Source organism: Paenibacillus sp. ALJ109b, from assembly GCF_010747435.1.
In the GTDB taxonomy this organism is placed as follows: Bacteria; Bacillota; Bacilli; order Paenibacillales; family Paenibacillaceae; genus Paenibacillus; species Paenibacillus taichungensis.
Map to the genome: position 1 here is coordinate 116,845 of NZ_JAAIFP010000012.1, position 21,026 is coordinate 137,870.

At 46.1% G+C, this 21,026-nt stretch carries 18 protein-coding genes; 15 read left to right on the plus strand and 3 right to left on the minus strand.

Annotation, left to right across the window (positions count from 1 at the left end):
- Positions 1 to 313: 313 nt before the first annotated feature.
- From G3352_RS14335 to G3352_RS14395, 13 genes are all read left to right on the plus strand, one after another.
- A complete protein-coding gene (locus G3352_RS14335) occupies positions 314 to 2,086 on the plus strand; it encodes an ABC transporter ATP-binding protein (protein ID WP_163757418.1) in 1,773 nt (590 codons plus the stop codon).
- Positions 2,083 to 3,933 carry an ABC transporter ATP-binding protein gene (locus G3352_RS14340; protein ID WP_076288991.1) on the plus strand — a complete coding sequence of 617 codons (1,851 nt, stop codon included), beginning with the start codon at positions 2,083 to 2,085 and terminating at the stop codon, positions 3,931 to 3,933. Before G3352_RS14335 ends, G3352_RS14340 begins: the two co-directional genes overlap by 4 nt.
- Positions 3,934 to 4,069: 136 nt before the next feature.
- Positions 4,070 to 5,257 carry a formate-dependent phosphoribosylglycinamide formyltransferase gene (gene purT, locus G3352_RS14345; RefSeq protein ID WP_163757420.1) on the plus strand — a complete coding sequence of 396 codons (1,188 nt, stop codon included), beginning with the start codon at positions 4,070 to 4,072 and terminating at the stop codon, positions 5,255 to 5,257.
- A complete protein-coding gene (locus G3352_RS14350; RefSeq protein WP_062328403.1) occupies positions 5,247 to 5,705 on the plus strand; it encodes a GNAT family N-acetyltransferase in 459 nt (152 codons plus the stop codon). Before purT ends, G3352_RS14350 begins: the two co-directional genes overlap by 11 nt.
- A 347-nt stretch (positions 5,706 to 6,052) precedes the next feature.
- A complete protein-coding gene (locus G3352_RS14355; protein WP_240343078.1) occupies positions 6,053 to 6,838 on the plus strand; it encodes a CAP domain-containing protein in 786 nt (261 codons plus the stop codon).
- A gap of 248 nt (positions 6,839 to 7,086) precedes the next feature.
- Positions 7,087 to 7,953 (plus strand): GDSL-type esterase/lipase family protein, encoded by an 867-nt coding sequence (locus tag G3352_RS14360; RefSeq protein ID WP_163757423.1) that lies wholly within the window; start codon positions 7,087 to 7,089, stop codon positions 7,951 to 7,953.
- Complete coding sequence (locus G3352_RS14365) at positions 7,954 to 8,919, plus strand: ABC transporter ATP-binding protein (RefSeq protein WP_163757425.1); 966 nt, start codon at positions 7,954 to 7,956, stop codon at positions 8,917 to 8,919. It begins immediately after the preceding gene.
- Positions 8,912 to 9,901 carry an ABC transporter permease gene (locus tag G3352_RS14370; protein WP_063563174.1) on the plus strand — a complete coding sequence of 330 codons (990 nt, stop codon included), beginning with the start codon at positions 8,912 to 8,914 and terminating at the stop codon, positions 9,899 to 9,901. Before G3352_RS14365 ends, G3352_RS14370 begins: the two co-directional genes overlap by 8 nt.
- A 76-nt stretch (positions 9,902 to 9,977) precedes the next feature.
- A complete protein-coding gene (parE, locus tag G3352_RS14375) occupies positions 9,978 to 11,957 on the plus strand; it encodes a DNA topoisomerase IV subunit B (protein WP_099858369.1) in 1,980 nt (659 codons plus the stop codon).
- A gap of 12 nt (positions 11,958 to 11,969) precedes the next feature.
- Entirely contained in the window at positions 11,970 to 14,432 is a 2,463-nt protein-coding gene (gyrA, locus tag G3352_RS14380; RefSeq protein ID WP_076288996.1) for a DNA gyrase subunit A, read from the plus strand.
- Between the two features lie 229 nt (positions 14,433 to 14,661).
- A complete protein-coding gene (locus tag G3352_RS14385; protein ID WP_063563171.1) occupies positions 14,662 to 15,099 on the plus strand; it encodes a MarR family winged helix-turn-helix transcriptional regulator in 438 nt (145 codons plus the stop codon).
- A gap of 241 nt (positions 15,100 to 15,340) precedes the next feature.
- Positions 15,341 to 15,787: a MarR family winged helix-turn-helix transcriptional regulator gene (locus G3352_RS14390; RefSeq protein WP_163757427.1), complete on the plus strand. Its 447-nt coding sequence runs from the start codon at positions 15,341 to 15,343 to the stop codon at positions 15,785 to 15,787.
- Positions 15,784 to 17,295, plus strand: a complete 1,512-nt coding sequence (locus G3352_RS14395) for a DHA2 family efflux MFS transporter permease subunit (RefSeq protein ID WP_099858367.1) — start codon at positions 15,784 to 15,786, stop codon at positions 17,293 to 17,295. Before G3352_RS14390 ends, G3352_RS14395 begins: the two co-directional genes overlap by 4 nt.
- A gap of 112 nt (positions 17,296 to 17,407) precedes the next feature.
- Here G3352_RS14395 and G3352_RS14400 read toward each other — a convergent pair whose 3' ends face one another.
- The 3 genes from G3352_RS14400 to G3352_RS14410 form a co-directional block, all read right to left on the minus strand.
- Positions 17,408 to 17,752 (minus strand): MGMT family protein, encoded by a 345-nt coding sequence (locus G3352_RS14400; RefSeq protein ID WP_163757429.1) that lies wholly within the window; start codon positions 17,750 to 17,752, stop codon positions 17,408 to 17,410.
- 120 nt (positions 17,753 to 17,872) lie between these two features.
- Complete coding sequence (locus tag G3352_RS14405; RefSeq protein ID WP_345940759.1) at positions 17,873 to 18,583, minus strand: RluA family pseudouridine synthase; 711 nt, start codon at positions 18,581 to 18,583, stop codon at positions 17,873 to 17,875.
- Positions 18,584 to 18,606: 23 nt separating this feature from the next.
- A complete protein-coding gene (locus G3352_RS14410; protein ID WP_024630567.1) occupies positions 18,607 to 19,470 on the minus strand; it encodes a class I SAM-dependent methyltransferase in 864 nt (287 codons plus the stop codon).
- Positions 19,471 to 19,732: 262 nt separating this feature from the next.
- On the opposite strand from G3352_RS14410, the gene G3352_RS14415 reads away from it, so the two are divergent.
- Positions 19,733 to 20,185 (plus strand): flavodoxin, encoded by a 453-nt coding sequence (locus G3352_RS14415; protein ID WP_064636952.1) that lies wholly within the window; start codon positions 19,733 to 19,735, stop codon positions 20,183 to 20,185.
- A gap of 6 nt (positions 20,186 to 20,191) precedes the next feature.
- Complete coding sequence (locus G3352_RS14420) at positions 20,192 to 20,995, plus strand: hypothetical protein (RefSeq protein WP_163757433.1); 804 nt, start codon at positions 20,192 to 20,194, stop codon at positions 20,993 to 20,995.
- Positions 20,996 to 21,026: the final 31 nt, after the last annotated feature.

Genomic DNA, 21,026 nt, shown 5'->3' on the forward strand with positions numbered 1-21,026 from the left:
CAAATCCATGTCTGTATGTAAACGGTTGAAAATCGGAATGAGTTATACAGCGATATTTTGAAATGTTGTCGTTGTACCAAAAAAGGCCCCTGCCTCTAAAGGCATACAGGGAGCCTTTTTTGGTACGAACAACCTGAAAGGAAGAGAATATTCAAACATTTGATTGATAGGAGGGTATCTACCTTCCTTAATGACGCATTAAGGTGAAAGTAGCCTGAATATGGTCGCTTATTCGCTTTGCCGCGAATGGGGGACGGTGATAAACTTCATAAATGTTCATACTGTTTTTGAACGATATAAGAGGAGGAGAGACATGGATGTTCTCAGGCAATTGCAGATCTTTTTCTGGGAGAAGCGCACGTATTTATTTTTATCGATCTTATGCCTCGCCATAGCGACCGCGCTTGGACTGGTGTATCCGAACCTGCTAAGGATACTGATTGATGACGTCATCACTCCGCGCAATTTTGAAGACGTTCCCAAACTTGCTTTAACGGTATTAGGTGTCGTTATTCTGAAAGCGGGAATGCAATTTTTACACGGTCTTTTTGGAGGGCGTCTCGGGAACTTCCTGGCGTACCGACTTCGTAACGCTTGTTACGAAAAGCTTCAATTTTTATCCTTCCGGTATTACGACACGGCCAAAACGGGAGATTTGATGTCCCGCCTCACGGGAGATCTCGAAGCGATCCGTAACTTTATCGGATTTGGCTTCGCTCAAATTCTCAACATGGTTCTGATGGTCGTATTCGGCGCAATCATGATGATGACCATGAGTTGGAAGCTTACCTTGCTAACGCTCATATGTATTCCTCTGCTTGCCTTCGTTGCGCTGAGATTCGAATCCCGAATTCACCCTGCATTCCAAGAAATGCGGCTGGCACTTAGCTCTTTGACGACAGCAGTACAGGAGAATATTACAGGTGTGCGTACTGTAAAGTCATTTGCACGTGAGCCTCACGAAGTGGAGAAGTTTGCCGTCCGTAACGAGCGTTACAAAACGAACCAGATTCATGCAGCAACATTATGGAGTCAATATTTTCCGATCATGGAGATTCTGGCTTCTGTCAGCGTAGTTCTTCTGCTCCTCATTGGCGGAAACATGGTTATTCAGAAAACGTTAACACTCGGTGAACTCGTTGCCTTTTTCAGTTTGATCTGGTACATAATCGGTCCAATGTGGAACCTTGGCTTCCATATCAATAACTATACGCAATCCAAAGCATCGGGTGAACGGGTGTTGGAACTTTTGAATACGCCGGTAGATGTACAAGAGACAGAAGATCCGGTCATTGTAGAGGCTGATCAAGTCAAAGGGCATGTGGCCTTTGAATCCGTTACCTTTGCTTACGGCAATAAAATGCCGGCAGTGACCGATATTAACTTTGATGCGCCACCAGGCTCCGTCATTGGCTTCCTGGGAGGAACAGGCTCGGGTAAATCAACTATTATTCAGCTCCTGATGCGTGCATACAACGTGAACTCGGGCACCATCAAGCTGGACGGCAAAAATATTAAGGATATTGGAATTCGCAGCCTGCGGAGTCAGATTGCTTCTGTGTTCCAGGAAACGTTCCTGTTCTCTTCCAGCATTCGCAACAACATTTCTTATGGACTCAAAAATGTAACCATGGATGAGATTATCCGTGCAGCCAAACTGGCCAAAGCACATGAGTTCATCATGGAATTCCCTGAAGGATACGATACGGTCGTAGGGGAGCGGGGAATGGGCTTGTCCGGAGGACAAAAACAGCGGATTGCAATTGCTAGAGCTCTGCTGAAAAATCCGAAAATTCTCGTTCTGGATGATGCAACCAGTGCAGTCGACATGGAGACCGAACATGAAATTCAATCCGGATTCCAGGAAGTCATGCGTGGAAGAACGACGTTTATCATTGCGCATCGGATCTCTTCCCTGCGTCACGCAGATGAGATTCTGGTACTGGATGAAGGACGTGTCGTTCAACGTGGCACACATAAAGATCTCATTGAAGAGCCTGGACCTTACCGGGACGTATATGAGATTCAATACGCAGATTATATTGCCCGCGGTAAGCGGGAGGCTGGGGAGCAGGTGAATTCATGAGTGCCGAAACGGTAGCCGATAGGCGCGAGGTCAAAGAGACCTCTGACAAGAAAATGAATGAACGTTTTGTATATCAGGACGACGAAATAATTGAAAAACCGTTTAACTGGCGTGAGTTCGGACGTTTGTTCTCTTACATGAAACCTTATGCAAGACAACTCTTGCCACTCATTATCCTAATGATGATTTTGGGTACCATTACGAAATTGTCCGTTCCATTTTTGATCAGTTTGGCGATTGATAAAGCGATTGCACCTGCAACGGGGTTGCCAAGCTTGACGATGCTCTATATTATTGCTGGTTCTGTGCTTGTGTTATACCTGATTCAATGGGCGGCTAATACGTACCGAATCAAATTAACGAACATTATCGGGCAAAGGGTCATTTACGATCTTCGCTCGGATCTGTTCAAACATATCCAGAAGCTGTCCTTTAACTTCTTTGACAAAAGACCTGCGGGTTCGGTATTGGTGCGTGTCACCAATGATATCAACTCCCTGCAGGATCTGTTCACCAACGGTGCGGTCAATGTCATGATTGACTGTGTGCAGCTGTTGGGGATTATCGTCATTTTGCTGCTGATCAACTGGAAACTGGGCCTCGCGGTCATTATTACAGTTCCGCTCATGTTTATTATTTCAACCAAACTGCGTGTGTTGATCCGCCGTGCCTGGCAGGATGTACGTATGAAGAACTCACGCATCAACTCCCATTTGAATGAATCCATTCAGGGGATTCGTGTGACTCAGGCCTATACGCAGGAAAAAGAAAACATGAAGTATTTTGACAACATGAATCTGTCGAGCAAAAAATCATGGGATAGAGCATCGGCCATGAACCAAGGCTTTGGTCCTCTGATTGAAATTACGGGCGGCTTCGGAACGTTAATCCTGTTCTGGTTTGGTGCTTATCTAATTCAAGAGGGGCAGCTGACAATCGGATTGCTCGTAGCTTTTGCCAACTATGTCGGCAACTTCTGGGACCCGATTAACCGTCTGGGGCAGATGTACAATCAATTGCTCGTTGCCATGGCTTCCTCCGAACGGATCTTCGAGTTTATGGATGAGGAGCCGAGTATTGCAGATAAACCTGGAGCCAAGCCGCTTGCTTCTATTAAAGGAGATATTGTATTCGACAATGTGGTGTTTGAATATGAGAAGGGTAGACAGGCGCTGAAGGGAATCAGTTTCGCTGCAGCTGCCGGACAATCGATTGCTCTCGTAGGTCATACGGGTTCAGGGAAAAGTACCATTATCAATCTCATCAGCCGGTTCTATGACATATCTGGCGGACGTCTCACCATTGATGGTCAGGATGTAAGAGATGTAACGGTCGAAAGTCTGCGCAGCCAGATCAGTATTGTGTTGCAGGACACGTTTATCTTCTCTGGCACCATTCGCGATAATATTCGTTTTGGACGGCTTGATGCAACCAATGAAGAAGTGGAAGAAGCAGCGAAGGCTGTTAATGCCCATGAATTTATTATGAAGCTACCGGGTGGATATGATACGGAAGTCGAAGAACGTGGGAATGTATTATCCATGGGACAACGGCAATTGTTATCCTTTGCCCGTGCCTTGCTGGCTGACCCTCGAATCTTGATTTTGGATGAAGCGACTGCCAGCATCGACACCGAAACGGAGCTCAAAATTCAGGAGGCTTTGAAAGTGCTGCTGCAAGGAAGAACTTCCTTTATGGTGGCTCACCGTCTCTCGACGATCCGAAATGCGGATAACATTATCGTGCTGGATCATGGTGAAATCAAGGAAGAAGGAAACCATGAGCAACTTATCCAGAAACAAGGAGTTTATAATGGATTAATAGAAGCTCAATACAGATTTTTGTAAAAATTGATCGAAAAAACACAAAAAATCTTGTAAAATTCACAAGAAAAATAGGGAGCACTCTTGCATTCTTTAACCAAAACCCCGAAAATAGAGAGATAGATATAGAAGATTTCTCTTTGGGAGGATTGGAAAGAACATGTGGGGTGCTCCATTTTCGGCTCAAGCCAAAAAAATGCTGCTATTGGGCAGCGGAGAATTGGGAAAAGAGGTCGTTATTGAGGCCCAACGACTGGGAGTAGAGACGATCGCTGTTGATCGTTACGAAAACGCACCTGCCATGCAGGTTGCGCATCGGTCTTACTGCATCGACATGTTAAATGCCGAAGCTCTGAAACAATTGATCCGAAAGGAACAACCTCATTACATCGTACCTGAGATTGAAGCAATCGCAACAGAAGCTTTACTCGAGCTTGAGGAAGAAGGATTTTGTGTCGTTCCTACGGCCCGTGCTGCCCGTTTAACGATGGACCGCGAAGGCATTCGCCGTCTGGCAGCCGAACAATTGAACCTTCCGACAGCGGCCTATCTTTTTGCGGACAACCTGGAACAACTTCAGGAAGCTGTTCGTGAATTGGGTACACCATGCGTCATCAAACCACTAATGAGTTCTTCCGGTAAAGGGCAGAGTGTATGCCGTACATCGGGTGACGTAGAGGATTGCTGGAACATTGCTCTTTCGGGAGCACGTGGCAAATCCGTACGAGTCATTGTGGAAAGCTTTGTGAAGTTTGACAGCGAAATTACGCTGCTCACTGTTAGATCTGTCTCAGGGACTGTATTTTGTCCTCCGATTGGTCACATTCAGAAAGATGGGGATTATGTCGAATCGTGGCAGCCTCATGCGATGACACCGGAGCAATGGGAACAAGCTTGTCATATTGCCAAGTCTGTTACGGATGAACTCGGTGGTTATGGACTGTTCGGGGTCGAATTATTCCTGACATCAGATGGAGTCGTGTTCAGCGAGGTATCGCCTCGTCCGCATGATACAGGCATGGTTACTATGGTAACGCAAGATAGTTCCGAGTTTGCGCTGCATGTGCGTGCAATTCTTGGTTTTCCGGTCACAGGTGTACATTTACTGACACCGGGAGCTTCAGCAACGCTGAAGGCTAATGATGAAACATCTGACTTTACTGTAGGCGGGATTGAAGAAGCACTGGCGCTTCCTCGTACTCAGGTTCGTGTATTTGGCAAACCTGAGACCAAAGTGGGACGCCGAATGGCCGTAGCATTAAGTGCCGGCCAAGATGTGGAAGAAGCTCGTAAAACAGCGGTACAAGCCGCTAATATGCTGAAAGTGGAGGTAAATCATGTCCAATAATGTTGAGGCCCCTGTACTGATGATCCGAGAGTGTGAACTGCGAGATGCTGAAGCGGTAACGGGACTGATGCGAGAGGTCAGCTATCCCACAACAGCCAATGTCATGAAAGAGCGCATTGAATGTTTGGAAAGTAATCCAAACGCATGCATGCTTGTTGCCGAAGTGGATGAACAGATTATTGGTGTGATTGGCTTGCAATGTGTGCAAAGTCATGCCTATCCGGAACCTGCCGCACAAATTACGTCCTTGATAGTAGGACAAGAACACCGTGGGGGAGGAATTGGCCGTCGTCTGATGGCTCGTGCCGAGGATTGGGGCAGACAGCAAGGTGGGAAACAATTGTTTGTCACCGGAGCGAACCGTGAAGTGACTTCAACAACCTATTCTTTCTACGAGCATATTGGTTTCCAGAAGAGAGGCTACCGTTTCAGTAAAGTCCTTCTATAGAAAAAGAGTTTTATTATATCGCGATCTTCACGTTTTTCTTGTGGTGAATGATAAATAAAAGATAAGTGGCATTCGGCGATTTTTTGTCCGGATGCCATTTTTTTATACCGTATTTTAAGGTTGATGGTTAGAGTTTTAGTTGATATACCAGCGTTTTAAGAGCTGATTGCAGGATTGGGTGCAATGTACTATAAACCGTCCACACGCACTTGAAACAGGTTATAAAAATGACAAAAAAGTTACTTTTCCATAATTTATGGGTTCACAATCTACTATTCACTTGATATACTGCTAGAGTATTAATTACAAAGTTGTCATAACTAATATTCCTAAGGAGATGAATGAATTTGAAGAAGAAATGGATGAAAACCGTGGTAACCAGCAGTCTGACAGCCGTACTCGCCGTAGGGGTTATGCTCCCTGCTTCCGCTGCAGATGCATCATATAAAACAACTACTAATACTACAACGTTTAAAATTACGAGTGCGGATAGCTTAAAAGCGTACATTGAAAAATGGCTGAAAGATAATGGTTACACTGTATCCACTGGCGAAGGGCAAACAACGGTAGAGAAGCCTGCAACAAAGCCTGATCAAACTACTAAACCTGCTCAACCGACAACACCTGCAAAACCGGTAACACCTGCAAAACCAACTCAAGAAGAGAAACCGGCAACTACACCAGCCAAAGATCCTTCAAATAATGGAACTGGAACTGGAACGACTACAGGCAATACAGGTAACAGTGGTAGCGAGAGCACACAATCGGATTTTGCAGCTCAAGTAGTAAAACTTGTGAACGCTGAACGTGCCAAAGCTGGCCTGGGCGCATTGGCTTCCGATGCTCTTTTGGACAAAGTGGCTGTAGCCAAAGTTAAAGACATGAGCAACAACAATTACTTTGATCACCAATCACCGACCTATGGTTCTCCGTTTGACATGATGAAACAATTTGGAGTAACTTACAGCTATGCTGGCGAGAATATTGCGAAAGGGCAAAAAACACCTCAAGAGGTTGTTACAGCCTGGATGAATAGCGAAGGCCACCGTGCGAATATCCTAAGCAAAAACTTTACGAAAATTGGTGTTGGATTCTACAACGGATATTGGGCTCAAGAATTTATCGGTAACTAATTCATTTTATTGAAGAATATTTTGATTTTAGTTCAAAAAAAGGTTATGTCATCACAGCTGGAAGCTGTGCGTGACATAACCTTTTTTTTGTAAAAGCATATTTGAAACTGAATTCTGCTTAATACAGCGGCAAAATTTGCAAATTAACGACAGAACATTTATGTTATTTAGAAAAAGCGTCATCTTAATGTAAAATCATTTTAAATTTTAAGCACCCAGCCAGGTGTACATGAGCGGAGATGTGATGAATGAAAAAAAGAAATCTTGATTCAGCGCCATGGATCTGGAGAACCATTAGCACAGTATCCATATTGACAACATTGCTGCTGTTATTTGGATTTGGATACGCCATTAAAGACGTCATTTTTCCTGAGGGAGATGCCCAATTAGGTACAGGACAGCAGACAACGACACCTGCCAAGGATAGCGGGCAATCAACACCTGTGGTGAAAGATGGCAAAATTCAAATGGCTGTAATCGGTGATTCCCTGGCAAGAGGTACGGGGGATGATGAGGGGCTTGGTTTTGTAAGGCGGGCAGGTAATTTGCTCAAAGATCAGGGATATGATGTGCAAGTGCTTAACAATATGGGTGTGAATGGTTTGAGAACAGACGCATTGTTGAGCAAGCTAGATGAACAAGGCGTACGTTATGTCTTACAACAGTCCAACTTTATTCTGTTGTCGATCGGAGCCAATGATCTGTTCCAGGGTGGACAGGTTCTACAGGGAGAAGACGCTCCAACGGCAGAGACACTTGCTGCGGCATTACCGGAGACGTCGAAGCGTTTGCAGGAGATCTTGAAGAAAGTGAAAGAAATTAACCCTGATGCACAGATTGCCTACATAGGGCTATACAATCCGTTTGGGGATGTGAAAGAACTCAAAGAGCCAGGAAATGCGGTTGTAGCTGCGTGGAACGATGCCGCAATGAAGGTTCTGAACAACGAGGACAAGATGACACTTGTGCCTACATTTGATCTGTTTGAAAATCATCTGGGACAATATCTGTCGTCAGATCATTTTCATCCCAATGGAGAAGGCTACGAGCAAATTGCGGTTCGGATTGCACAGGAATATCGGGCAGAGACTCCAGCAGAAGGGAGCGGAAAATAAATGGCACAAGAACAGACTGATTCCGTATTGTCGGTGCAGAATCTGAAGAAAAAGATTGGACGCAAATGGATCATTAAGGATGTTACTTTTGACGTTAAACCAGGCGAAATTTTTGGTTTTCTGGGACCCAATGGTGCCGGGAAAACAACAACCATTCGGATGCTAGTCGATCTGATTAAACCGACAGAAGGTAAAATTCAAGTCTGTGGGTATGATGTCAACCGTGATCCTGAACGGGCCCTGAAATATGTGGGTTCCATTGTTGAAAACCCGGAAGTGTACACGTATTTGACCGGATGGGAGAATCTTGAGCATTTTGCACGTATGCAGCCAGGGGTGGATAATGACCGTATTCAGGAAGTTGTAGATATTGTACGCCTCGATCAGCGAATTCATGATAAAGTAAGAACCTACTCTCTGGGGATGCGTCAACGACTTGGCATTGCACAGGCATTGCTTGGTCGCCCACGACTGCTGATTCTGGATGAGCCAACGAACGGACTTGATCCCAAAGGGATTAAGGAACTTCGCGTCTTTATCAAACAGCTTGCAAGCGAAGGCATGGCAGTGTTCGTCAGTAGTCATTTGCTCAGCGAGATTCAGCTTCTTTGTGACAGGGTGGCAATTATCAGTGCCGGGCGCGTGCTTGCAGTTGGCGGTGTCAATGAACTGATTGAAGACCATTCCAAATTGGCGATATGGCATGTTACTCCGTTGGAGGAAGGTAAAAAAATGCTGCTGAATGCAGGTATTTCCCTGGTGGATCGGCCTGCTGATGTTATGGACGATACCATTGTTGCAGGGCTTGGTCTGAATGCGGTCGTTGCTGAAATGCATGAAGATCGGATTCCGGCCCTGGTGCAGCAAATGGTGCAAGCCGGAATTCAGGTTGAAGGAGTGCAGCGGATTCAGCCTACGCTGGAACAGCTATTCTTAAAAATGACAGAAGGTGAATCCATTGAGTAACATCATGCCGCTGATCCGAAACGAAACGATCAAGATGGTAAAGAAAAAACGTCTTTATATTATTTTTATCGTACTCGCGGTCCTGGTTCCGATGTTTACGTATGCCCAGATGAAATCTGCGGAAAATAATCGTGACAAGTTTGGCGGCGACTGGCGGCTTGAACTGCAACAAGCCATTACGGATAATCAGAACTCGCTTGGCAGTGACCGGGTACCTGAAGAATACAAAAAGTACAGGACTGTGTACATCCAGCAAATGCAATACTATCTGGAGAATGACATCAATCCGAAAGAGCCTGGCGGTGTAACTTTTACGCGGGAATTCATGAATAACGCCGTTGGATTGTTTATACCACTGCTCATTATGGCGATTGCTTCGGATCTGGTATCCGGTGAGCGCACCACAGGTACGATTAAAATGCTACTGACCCGTCCCGTCAAACGTTGGAAAGTGTTGCTGAGCAAGCTCATCACGTTGATTATGTTCGTATCGATTATTGTGGTGTCGGCGTACGTTATCTGTTATGTCATCTCGGGAGCGGTATTCGGATATAAAGGTTTCGGTATGCCGATCTTTACCGGATTCAAGGTTGTGGGTACAGATGTCGATATGTCTGCAGTCCATGCTGTGGACCAGTGGCTGTATATGCTAATGCAGGCAGGGCTGATCTGGTTCGTCAGTATCATTGTGGCGATGCTTGCCTTCATGGTCTCTGTATTAGTGCGAAGTACAGCAGCAAGTATTGTCATCATGATGGCAGCACTCATAGCAGGAACTATTCTCACCAGTATGGCTGCATCCTGGCAGTCAGCCAAATATTTGTTTATGGTTAACCTCGAACTTCCGAATTATTTGTCTGGCGGATTGCCACCAATCGAAGGGATGAATTTAGGTTTTTCCCTTATTGTGCTTAGTGTTTGGGGCATTGCTTCACTCTTTGTGTCATTCATTGTCTTTACGAAACGGGATATCTTGAATTAAAATGGACAAGGATAAGAAAACATCTGTTTGCATTTCAGGCATTTTTTTAGTTGCAAGTTAAGAAGGGGGAGCATGAATGGTCGAGCAAATCGATATGTCGGCAGGTTCGACAGGCGGAGGACAAGGGTCTTCAGGCTACGACGCGGACGACATTCAAGTACTTGAAGGACTGGTAGCGGTACGGAAACGGCCGGGGATGTACATCGGCAGCACCAGTACTTCGGGTCTACATCATTTGGTATGGGAAATCGTGGATAACGCTGTCGACGAACATCTCGCCAAATTCTGCTCCAAAATCGATATCACGCTGCATAAGGACGGTTCTGTTACGGTTCAGGATAACGGAAGGGGAATTCCGACAGGTATACATAAAACAGGGATTCCTACTCCCCAGGTCGTGTTTACGATTTTGCACGCAGGCGGAAAGTTCGGTGGATCAGGATATAAAAAATCCGGCGGTTTGCACGGTGTAGGTGCGTCAGTTACGAACGCATTGTCCGAATGGCTTGAAGTCGAGATTTTCCGTGATGGCAAGATTCATCGTCAACGATTCGAGTATTGGCAAGACAAAAAAGGCGTTGAGCATGTCGGAGAACCGGTGTCTGGTCTCGAAGTATTGGGCAATACCAATCGAACGGGAACCAAAGTTACGTTTAAACCGGATATTCGGGTGTTCCAGAACGGCATTCAATTTAATTATGATACACTGGCAGAACGTCTTCAGGAGATTGCTTTTCTGAATTCGGGTCTTAGAATTGTGCTCAAGGACGAACGTTCAGGCAATCAGGATGAGTACATGTACGAAGGCGGAGCAAGCCAGTTTGTTGCTTTTCTTAACGAAAATAAAGATGTGCTGCATGATGTCATTCACTTCTATGCGGAGAAGGATGACATTGAGGTCGAAGTAGCGATTCAGTATAACGCGGGTTATACCGAAACGCTGGCGTCGTTCGTGAACTCGATTCCCACTAGGGGCGGCGGTACACATGAGACCGGATTCAGAGCAGCTTATACACGTGTGATGAATGACTACGCACGGCGTACCAGCATGATTAAGGAAAAAGATAAAAACCTCGAAGGTAATGATCTTCGTGAAGGCATGATGGCGGTCATCAGTGTCAAAATGTCGGAGGTTGAATTCGTAGGACAAACGAAGGATCAACTCGGTAGCGCTTCCGCACGAAGCGCAGTAGATTCTGTCGTGTCCGAGAATATCCAACGGTTTTTGGAAGAAAACCCGCAGGTTGCGCAAACGTTGATTCGCAAAGCGGTTCAAGCTTCCAGAGCCAGAGAAGCTGCACGAAAAGCTCGGGATGAGATGCGAACCGGCAAAAAACGCAGTGAAAGCTCCAACCTGAACGGCAAACTGACTCCGGCACAATCCAAGGATTTTACCCGGAATGAATTGTTTATCGTCGAAGGGGATTCCGCAGGGGGTTCAGCCAAACAGGGACGTGATTCCAAGATCCAGGCGATACTCCCGCTTAAAGGTAAACCGCTCAATCCAGAAAAAGCGAAGTTGGCCGATATCCTCAAAAATGAAGAATATCGTGCCATTACATCGGCTATCGGAGCAGGTATTGGAACCGAATTTGCAGTTGAAGACAGCAATTATTCCAAAATCATAATTATGACGGATGCCGACACGGATGGCGCACATATACAGGTATTGTTGCTTACTTTCTTCTACCGCTATATGAAACCGCTCATTGATGCAGGCAAAATATATATCGCTCAGCCGCCATTATACAAACTCACACGCAAATCAGGAAAAATGGCTAGTGTACGTTATGCCTGGACTGATGAAGAGCTGGCGAATTACATGAAAGAATTTGGAAACAATGTGGAGCTTCAACGTTATAAAGGACTTGGCGAGATGAACCCGGATCAACTGTGGGAGACAACGATGAACCCTGAAACACGCGCATTGCTCAAAGTGGAAATTGTCGATGCAGCAAAAGCGGAACGTCGTGTATCTACACTCATGGGTGATAAGGTTGATCCGCGCAAACGCTGGATTGTAGAGAACGTCGACTTTACAGAGTACGAAGAATAGAAGGTGCTTGGAATGAGTCTATCAGAACAATTTATGCCGGCCTTTCTCGAAGAGGTCGTGGGTGACCGTTTCGGTCGCTACTCCAAATACATTATTCAGGACCGGGCCATTCCCGATGTACGGGATGGATTGAAGCCGGTGCAGCGGCGTATTCTTTACGCAATGTACGATTCAGGTAATACACCGGAGAAACCATATCGGAAGTCCGCAAAAACAGTTGGGGATGTTATGGGTAATTACCATCCTCACGGGGATTCCTCCATCTATGATGGGATGGTACGGATGGCACAGCCATGGAAAATGGGGCATATGCTCGTGGACGGTCATGGAAACTGGGGGTCACAGGATGATGACCCGGCAGCGGCTATGCGGTATACGGAGGCCCGTTTGTCGCCCATCGCAATGGAGATGCTTCGCGATATCGAGAAACGGACTGTTCTGTTTAAAGATAATTTTGATAATACGGCCAAAGAACCGGTTGTATTACCATCACGTTATCCGAACCTGCTGGTCAATGGTGTAAGTGGGATATCGTCAGGTTTTGCAACAGAGATCCCTCCACATAATTTGCGTGAAACCATTGATGCTTGTATTGCTGTGATGGAGAAGCCGTCGATTGAACTGGATGAGATCATGATGTTTATGAAAGGTCCAGATTTTCCGACAGGTGGGCTAATCATGGGCGGCGACGGCATTCTGGATGCTTACCGCACAGGTAAAGGGCGGATCTATCTCCGCTCCAAAACCGATATCGAGAATATGCGCGGTGGCAAACAGCAAATCGTGATTACCGAGATCCCTTATCAGGTCGTAAAATCCCGTCTGGTTACAGCGATGGAGAACATTCGGCTGGAGAAAAAGGTTGAAGGAATTGCCGAAGTACGGGATGAAAGTGGGCGTGAAGGCCTGCGGATCGTGGTTGAGCTGAAAAAAGAAGCCGATGCACAAGGTATTTTGGCTTACTTGCTGAAGAAAACAGACTTGCAGGTCACTTACAACTTCAATATGGTTGCGATTGTAAACAAAGCCCCTCAGCAATTGGGATTGAAATCAATCCTCGAGGCTTATATTGCCCATCAGCGTGAAGTTGTGACGTTCCGTACCCGCTTTGAGCTGGAGAAGGCGGAAGACCGTGCACATGTCCTGGAAGGTCTGGTAAAAGCTCTTAACATCCTTGATGAGGTCATTGCGGCTATCAAAGCTTCGAAGAACCGTCAGGATGCTCAAAATAACCTGATGTGGATGTTTGGTTTCTCCGAACGTCAGGCGGATTCCATTTTGACTTTGCAATTATACCGATTGACCAATCTGGAGATTACTTCTCTGGAAAAGGAACTCGGCGAACTGATGAAGAAGATCGCGCAATTACGCTCCATTCTGGATAGTGATCGCAAGCTAATCGGAGTCATTCGCAAAGAGCTGATGGAGATTCGTGAGAAATACGGAATTGACCGTCGCTCAGCCATTCAGGGCGAAGTGGAAGAACTCAAGGTTAATCTGGAAGTGCTGGTGAACGCGGAAGATGTATTTGTCACTTTGTCCAAAGAGGGATACATCAAGCGTACAGGCATGCAGTCATTCACACGATCCGGTGGGGAACGTAATGCAAGTGGTGTGAAGGAAGGCGATTATATCGCTCAGGTCCTTGAAGTTAACACGCTGGAGAACTTGCTGGTATTTACGAAGAAAGGGCAGTATTTCCTGTTACCTGTGCATCAGGTACCGGAATTCAAATGGAAAGACCCGGGGACGGCGATCGTCAACGTTATTCCGCTGGCAAAAGACGATCGGATCTCAAGTGTGCTTGCTGTTAAATCCTTCGAAGAGCCGGATCACAGTCTGGTCTTTGTCACCCGCAAAGGACAGGTTAAACGTACCGAGCTGAAGGAATACGTCACCAAGCGTTCCGGCGCAGTAGCCGCATGCAAAGTCGGCAAAGATGATGAGGTATTATCCGTTCATCTAAGTACAGGTGGCAAGGATATCATGCTGATCACCAAAGAAGCCATGGCTATCCGTTTCCGTGAGGATGAAGTAAATCCGATGGGGCGTGTATCTGGAGGCGTACGTGGTATTCAGTTAAAAGAAACGGATGAAGTTGTATCTGTTCTGTGGGTGGAAGGCGATGAAGGTGAGGTTGCTATATTGTCTGACTTGGGTTATGGCAAACGCTCGTTACTGCTGGATTATGCTCTGCAGAGCCGTGGCGGCAAGGGACTGGCAACATTTGAATTCAAGGAAGGCAAACGGGTGAAACCGAACGGTAGCCGAATTGCCGGAGCGTTCTATTGTCGGGAACAACGAAATGTAACGGTGATGACCAAGGAAGGTCAATCACATCACATTTCTTCCGAAGCTGTACCTATTACTGAACGGAAACATATTGGTAAATTGCTTGTGCATGTGGACAAACAGGATGAAATTGTGGAGCTTATCATGGATCTCACAGAGAATCAGGCAGCTTCTTCCTCCTAATCAGGATTCAATAAAGACTCTTTACAGAGCAGGGAAACCTGTCATGTAAAGAGTCTTATTTTGTTGTTCAGACGCGGATTAATAGAGGACCACCATGCGAAGTTTAACAACCTTCGTCGATTACGGTCGATCGCTAGGAAATTGAAAAAAGGCAGCAGGAATGCGGCTTTTAAGGGCGAAAACTTAAGCAGGTGAAGTGATAACCGGTTGCAGAGAGGAGCGATTCAAGATGTATAATTCCGATTTTGCCAAGTGCTGGTCGAGGCTGACCAAGGACTACAAGCTGCATATGGATCATGAGCTGGCACCCTCGTTAACAGAGGCGCAGCTGGCTGTACTGGAGGTTCTTGAGGATCACGAGAAGATGAAACCATCCGATTTGATTCCTTTTCTGGCTACAACACCGGCAGCAGTAACGATGTTGTTGGATCGTATGGAGAAAAACGGACTGATTCGCCGGGATCGGGATGATCAGGATCGACGAATTGTATGGGTATCCCTATCTGATAAGGGACGCATGGAGACTGAGCGGGGAATCACCATTCGCAATGAATTTATGAATTCCGTTCTCAGCAATATTTCAATGCATAACCAGCAGTTGCTAGTATATCTATTAGGCAAAATGACGACACCAAAAACAAAAGAGCATGCCTTGTCCACATCTTAATGCCAATGGACAGACGAATAATAGTAACCATGGAACTCTTGCTGAACATGCAAGAGGGCCGTGGTTATTTTTTATTGATGTTTACTTTAAAGAGTTTTACCTGCTTTGAATGGCTGAGAATAATCTCTAAAAATTTATATGTAAAGAGTTGACTATGTAAATATTTTTGTTATAATAAGTAATTGTTCCCCTGATATTTCGTGTACGAAATATTATATTCCATAAGTAAAAGGGTGAATTAATGTCTGACACATACGAAGTATTCTACATTATTAATTCGTTTAGGCAGGTCAATCAAATGCTCTTCCGGGCATTCTGGAATGAAAACAAGGAAATTGAGCTCACTTCGATTCAATTTATGGTGTTATCCATTTTGAGAGAGCGCCCTTCGATTGGTATCAATGAAGTGGCTGAGCTCTGTCATATGGGCAGCAGCTCTATGAGTGCTGTGGTGGAGCGTCTGGTCAAGGGTGAGTACATTGTTCGAACCCGTTCCGACTCGGACCGTCGATCCGTAAAACTTCAGATTACGGGCAAGGGGGAACGGGCCCAGCAGGAAACACACCAATTGTGGATGGAGCGAGTGTCACCTATTCTGGATATCCCGAAGGAAGACCTGGGGCACCTGCTAAGAATTCATAATCAAATGATTGAAAAGTTAGAAGGAAGAGAGATGAACAACCAATGAGTACTACTGCAGCAGCAGCGCCATCCTCAGCGATGGACAATATTAAGAAAGGCCCGATTGTGGCCGCATTGTTAATCGGTGCATTCGTCGCCTTCTTGAACCAAACGTTGATGAACGTAGCTCTTCCTAAAATTATGGAGGACCTCGGCATCGGCGCGAATAAAGCCCAATGGCTGACTACGGGTTATATGCTCGTCAATGGTGTATTGATTCCAGTTACGGCGTATCTGATCGCCAAATTTTCGACACGTCAAATTTTCATTACGGCTATGACGCTCTTTACATTAGGAACCTTGGTCTGTGGTTTAAGTCCGAACTTTAGTATTCTGATGGTAGGTCGTGTTATTCAAGCGGCAGGTGCAGGTATCCTGATGCCTCTGATGACAGTTGTATTCTTGACGATCTTCCCGATTGAGAAACGTGGTCAGGCTATGGGTACGATGGGGATCGCGATGATTCTCGCTCCGGCCATTGGACCAACACTGTCAGGTTATGTGGTTGAGCATTATTCCTGGAGACTGTTGTTCTATATCATTTTGCCATTCTCCGTTATTGCAACTGCAATCGGTATTGCGTTTGTTAAAAATGTAACACGTCAATCCAAACCTAAATTGGACTATCCAGGTGTTATTTTATCTACACTCGGTTTTGGTAGCTTGTTGTACGGCTTCAGTGATGCGGGTACAGACGGATGGGGCAGTGCAATTGTAATTGCTTGTCTGGTCGTAGGGGCCATATCCCTGATCCTGTTCGTAATTAGACAGATGACAACCGATCATCCGCTGTTGGAGTTCCGTATTTTCAAATACAACATGTATACATTAACAACGATCATTAACATGCTTGTTACGATGGCGATGTTCGCAGGTATGATTTTGCTTCCGATTTTCTTGCAAAATATTCGTGGATTCTCACCAATTGAATCTGGTTTGCTGATGATGCCGGGCGCCATCTTGATGGGGATTATGTCTCCAATCACAGGTCGCATCTTTGACAAAGTTGGAGCACGCTGGTTGTCCGTTGCCGGCCTTGCAATTACGGCTATTACGACTTGGGGACTCAGCCGCCTCTCGATTGACACTACTTATGGTTACATGATGTTTATCTACACAGCTCGTATGTTCGGTATGTCGATGTTGATGATGCCAATTCAAACAGCGGGTCTGAATCAACTTCCACAGCGCCTGAATGCACATGGTACAGCGATGTCCAACACATTGCGTACGGTTGCGGGTGCGATTGGTACAGCGATTCTCGTTACGATTATGAGTAGTAAACTGAAATCCCATCTGGCAGATACTCTGGCTACAGGCCAAATCGCTACAGATGATAAGGCTGCAATGCTTCGTGCTACCGCTGATGCAACTATCTACGGCGTAAACTATGCGTTTGTTGTAGCAACTGCGATGACTGTAGTTGCTTTGCTGCTGGCGTTCTTTATCCGTAAAACAAAACCGGCTACAGAACCTGTAACAACTGAGCAACAAAAAGTGAATGCAACAGCATAAATCAAGCTAGATTACTGTTATTATTCATTCAATAAAGGCCTTATATATACAAAAGAGAGTTCAGGCAGATCACACTGCTTGAACTCTCTTTTTATTATGCCTTGTGTTGACTTTATTCTTCATCGGTCGATAGATCAAGGAGGAAGGTAGGATCAGGATCATGACCGAAGAGTTTGAGGTTGATGCTTCCATCCATCTGGAATTCAACGCCCTCGCTAATGAGCTCCGTTTCCTGCATGAGGCGTGAATGCTCGTCAGGAATGGCTATCAGACCTTTGGCATTGACGACGCGGTGCCAGGGAAGGCGCTCCTTCCGGCTCATGGAGTGCAGAATGCGTACAACCTGCCTGGCAGCTCTCGGGCTGCCTGCATGAGCGGCAATCTGTCCATACGTCATGACTTTTCCCTCAGGGATTGCTGCGATGATGGCGACGACCTGTTTCGTAAAAGGTGTCATAGTAGGTCTTCCTTTCCATTGGAGTAAAAAAAACCGCGCCATTCAGATAGGGAATCTGGATGACACGGTTTACGGTCAGATTTGACCTGATCCTGTGAATGATTATTTTAAATATATCAATTAATGTTCTGCTTTAAATGCTTTATCATAGACAGCCGCCGGCCACTCTGTCCATGGGAATTCACGGGGAGGCAGGGACTGCAGGACAATTTCTTCCTTCGTTACCGGGTGGGGAAAAGCAGCGATGGCAGACCAGAGAGCAATTTGTTGTCCAGGCTTATTCACACCTGCACCGTACTTTTGATCTCCAAACAGGGGGCAGCCCATCTCTTTCATTTGGACCCGAATCTGATGAGATCTACCTGTGTGCAGTTCGATGTGAACCAGACTGTAACGGTCGGTTTCACCGATGACCCGGTAATCCAACACAGCATCTTTACCGCCGGCTGTACCTTTAGGCACAACGGTGACGGTATTGGTACGTGCATCTTTCAGCAGCGTGTGTTTTAACGTTCCTTGCTGTGCAGGTAGCTTGCCATGTACAACAGCCGCATATATTTTGCGGAAATGACGTCCCCGAACCGTCTCGGATAATCTTGAAGCCGCCTTCGATGTTTTGGCAAAAATCATGGCACCACCAACGGGGCGGTCAAGACGATGTACTAATCCGAGATAGACGTTGCCAGGTTTGTTATAGCGTTCTTTCAAATCCTGTTTCAGCAGTGTAAGCAAATCCGGATCACCTGATGCATCTTCCTGGGTAGGTACATTGACCGGTTTCGTGATGCCTAACAGATGATTGTCCTCAAACAGAATCGGAATATCTCCCATTGTTTGCGAATGTTCGGACATCATCAGGACTCCCAGCGGCCCAAGATGCCGCATGGCAGATCCAGACCACTACGGGTAATTGGAAGACCAATTTCACCAGCTGTAATTTGACCGCCGTATTGGGCAGACATCGTCATTGTCAGCATGTTGCGCAGAACGGTAGACGAAATCCCGGTTGTGTAGGAATTGACCAGCATGAATAATGGGTTATCGGACAGAATTTCCATACAGGATTTAAGGAAAGGATAGAGGTTCTCTTCCAGCTTCCATGTCTCACCGTTAGGGCCTCGGCCATAGGAAGGCGGGTCCATAATAATCGCGTCATACCGGTTGCCGCGACGTTGTTCGCGCTGTACGAATTTGAATACATCATCTGTAATGAAACGAACAGGACGATCCGCGAGGCCAGATAATTGAACATTTTCTTTGGCCCACTGTACCATGCCTTTAGCTGCATCCACGTGCACAACTGAAGCTCCGGCATAAGCAGCAGCAACTGTTGCACCGCCTGTATAGGCAAACAGGTTTAGTACAGAGATGGGACGGCCTGCCCCAGCAATTTTATCCATCATCCAGCTCCAGTTGGCCGCTTGTTCAGGGAACAGACCGGTATGCTTGAAGCTGGTTGGTTTAATATGAAATTTCAGGTTCTCATATCCGATGGTCCAGCGTTCCGGGATCGGTTTTTTCATATCCCAGCTGCCGCCGCCCGAAGAACTGCGGTGATAATGGCCGTGAACCTGGCGCCATTCATTGGTTTCTTTTTCAAGGGGCCAAATGATCTGTGGATCGGGTCTACGCAAAATCACATCGCCCCAACGCTCCAGCTTTTCGCCGCCTCCTGTATCGATTACTTCATAGTCCTTCCAGTTCTTTGCTACGTACATAATGATTTATCCATCCTTCAAAAGTCATTTGGATACTATTGTACAACAAAAAAGGGCCTGTACGCCAGTTGTGGTAGGCGCCTGAAAGGGTGCAGTGCCTAATATGGTGTTGAATTTGGTCCATCACCATATACTGAAATGGAAACCGATTGAAAATTTAATTTGACAATGATAATCATTATCACATATGATTTTGATAAATTCAAATGTTACTTCTTCAGGAACAGTATGACATGACCAATAAAAAGTGAGGGAAAAATAGATGGCTAAATTGTTAGTGGCTTATGCAAGTATGACAGGAAATACGGAAGAGATTGCGGAACTGATCGTCGAAGGAATTAAACAAGGTGGGCATGAAGTTGATCTCAAGTCCGTAACGGATTGCAATGCGGCTGATGTACTTGATTATGACGGGTTTCTCATTGGAGTATACACGTGGGGAGACGGTGAACTGCCGGATGAATTCCTCGATTTTTACGAAGAGCTGGATGAGCTAGATCTGAGTGGCAAACGGGCAGCAGTGTTCGGAAGCGGGGATACTTCTTACGAGCAATACTGCGGAGCCGTTGATCTTGCGGCAGCGAAGCTGGTGGAACGTGGGGCGGAGGTATCTCCAGAGATGCTGAAGATTGAATACAGTCCGATGGAGCAGGAGAAGGATACGTGCCGTGACTTTGGCAAACGTTTTGCTGCTGCCGGATTACAGGTGTCCTAAGGACTCATGTTAAGACATAATGTTCAGGCAGCTCTGCAGGCGGGAATGTCAGACACCCCGGTACGGCTGCTTGAAGATTACAGATTGGAAGAGATGCTGCGCAGCCCGTATCGTTTCATCCGCCCGGAACCGGAGGCTGAACAGCGCTCACCGTTGCAATGGAGACACCGTGTACAATATGCAGTCAGCCATGCAGTTAATGCTTTTTACAGTATGGACCCGGAAGTGCGCAAAGAGGTGCCTGTACAATATTTACTCGAAAAGTGGTGGCCTAGAAAGGCAACCGGATTTGAATCGGTACTTCATTACTGGGATGTAAAAAACAAAATTACGGATGAATTATCCCTTGCAATTGCCATGAACGATGATTTGAAGCATCCGACCATTCTATTTGAACAATGGCGAACGGAGCTTCCTACCTTGTCGATGCATCTGTCCATGATCTTCCAGGCTGCCTGGCAGCCAGAGGGCTGGGATTCACTGCTCATCCAAAAATATATGGTTGTCCATGATCCAAACGTGGTTGAGGCGTTCCAGCATATGGTGAGCGTGTTCTGCTGGGAAGCATTTGGCAAGCTGCCAGGCATGATCGAAATCTATTGTTTGCTTGAAGGTCGCAAGATTCGATATATCCCGGGACGTCAATCGCTTGTCCGTTCGATGGATTATATTCGACTGATTCGTGACAGCATTCCGAGCACAGAGAAGGTGGAGTCTGACCAATTTACGATTCGGGACAAAGCCAGAGTGCATGAAGAGGTCGATCGGTGGAGAAATGAGACTGAACCGAAAAAAAACTGGTTGATGTAAAGCAAGACAAGGGATGTTGTGATATATCGTG

Excerpts from the sequence above, each read along its gene's own strand:
- G3352_RS14360 (WP_163757423.1), top strand. The coding sequence starts at position 7,087 with ATGAAAAAAAGAAATCTTGATTCAGCGCCATGGATCTGGAGAACCATT.
- G3352_RS14385 (WP_063563171.1), top strand. The coding sequence starts at position 14,662 with ATGTATAATTCCGATTTTGCCAAGTGCTGGTCGAGGCTGACCAAGGAC.
- G3352_RS14350 (WP_062328403.1), top strand. The coding sequence starts at position 5,247 with ATGTCCAATAATGTTGAGGCCCCTGTACTGATGATCCGAGAGTGTGAA.
- G3352_RS14395 (WP_099858367.1), top strand. The coding sequence starts at position 15,784 with ATGAGTACTACTGCAGCAGCAGCGCCATCCTCAGCGATGGACAATATT.
- G3352_RS14365 (WP_163757425.1), top strand. The coding sequence starts at position 7,954 with ATGGCACAAGAACAGACTGATTCCGTATTGTCGGTGCAGAATCTGAAG.
- purT (WP_163757420.1), top strand. The coding sequence starts at position 4,070 with ATGTGGGGTGCTCCATTTTCGGCTCAAGCCAAAAAAATGCTGCTATTG.
- gyrA (WP_076288996.1), top strand. The coding sequence starts at position 11,970 with ATGAGTCTATCAGAACAATTTATGCCGGCCTTTCTCGAAGAGGTCGTG.
- parE (WP_099858369.1), top strand. The coding sequence starts at position 9,978 with ATGGTCGAGCAAATCGATATGTCGGCAGGTTCGACAGGCGGAGGACAA.
- G3352_RS14405 (WP_345940759.1), bottom strand. The coding sequence starts at position 18,583 with ATGGGAGATATTCCGATTCTGTTTGAGGACAATCATCTGTTAGGCATC.
- G3352_RS14390 (WP_163757427.1), top strand. The coding sequence starts at position 15,341 with ATGTCTGACACATACGAAGTATTCTACATTATTAATTCGTTTAGGCAG.
- G3352_RS14420 (WP_163757433.1), top strand. The coding sequence starts at position 20,192 with ATGTTAAGACATAATGTTCAGGCAGCTCTGCAGGCGGGAATGTCAGAC.
- G3352_RS14410 (WP_024630567.1), bottom strand. The coding sequence starts at position 19,470 with ATGTACGTAGCAAAGAACTGGAAGGACTATGAAGTAATCGATACAGGA.
- G3352_RS14335 (WP_163757418.1), top strand. The coding sequence starts at position 314 with ATGGATGTTCTCAGGCAATTGCAGATCTTTTTCTGGGAGAAGCGCACG.
- G3352_RS14415 (WP_064636952.1), top strand. The coding sequence starts at position 19,733 with ATGGCTAAATTGTTAGTGGCTTATGCAAGTATGACAGGAAATACGGAA.
- G3352_RS14340 (WP_076288991.1), top strand. The coding sequence starts at position 2,083 with ATGAGTGCCGAAACGGTAGCCGATAGGCGCGAGGTCAAAGAGACCTCT.
- G3352_RS14400 (WP_163757429.1), bottom strand. The coding sequence starts at position 17,752 with ATGACACCTTTTACGAAACAGGTCGTCGCCATCATCGCAGCAATCCCT.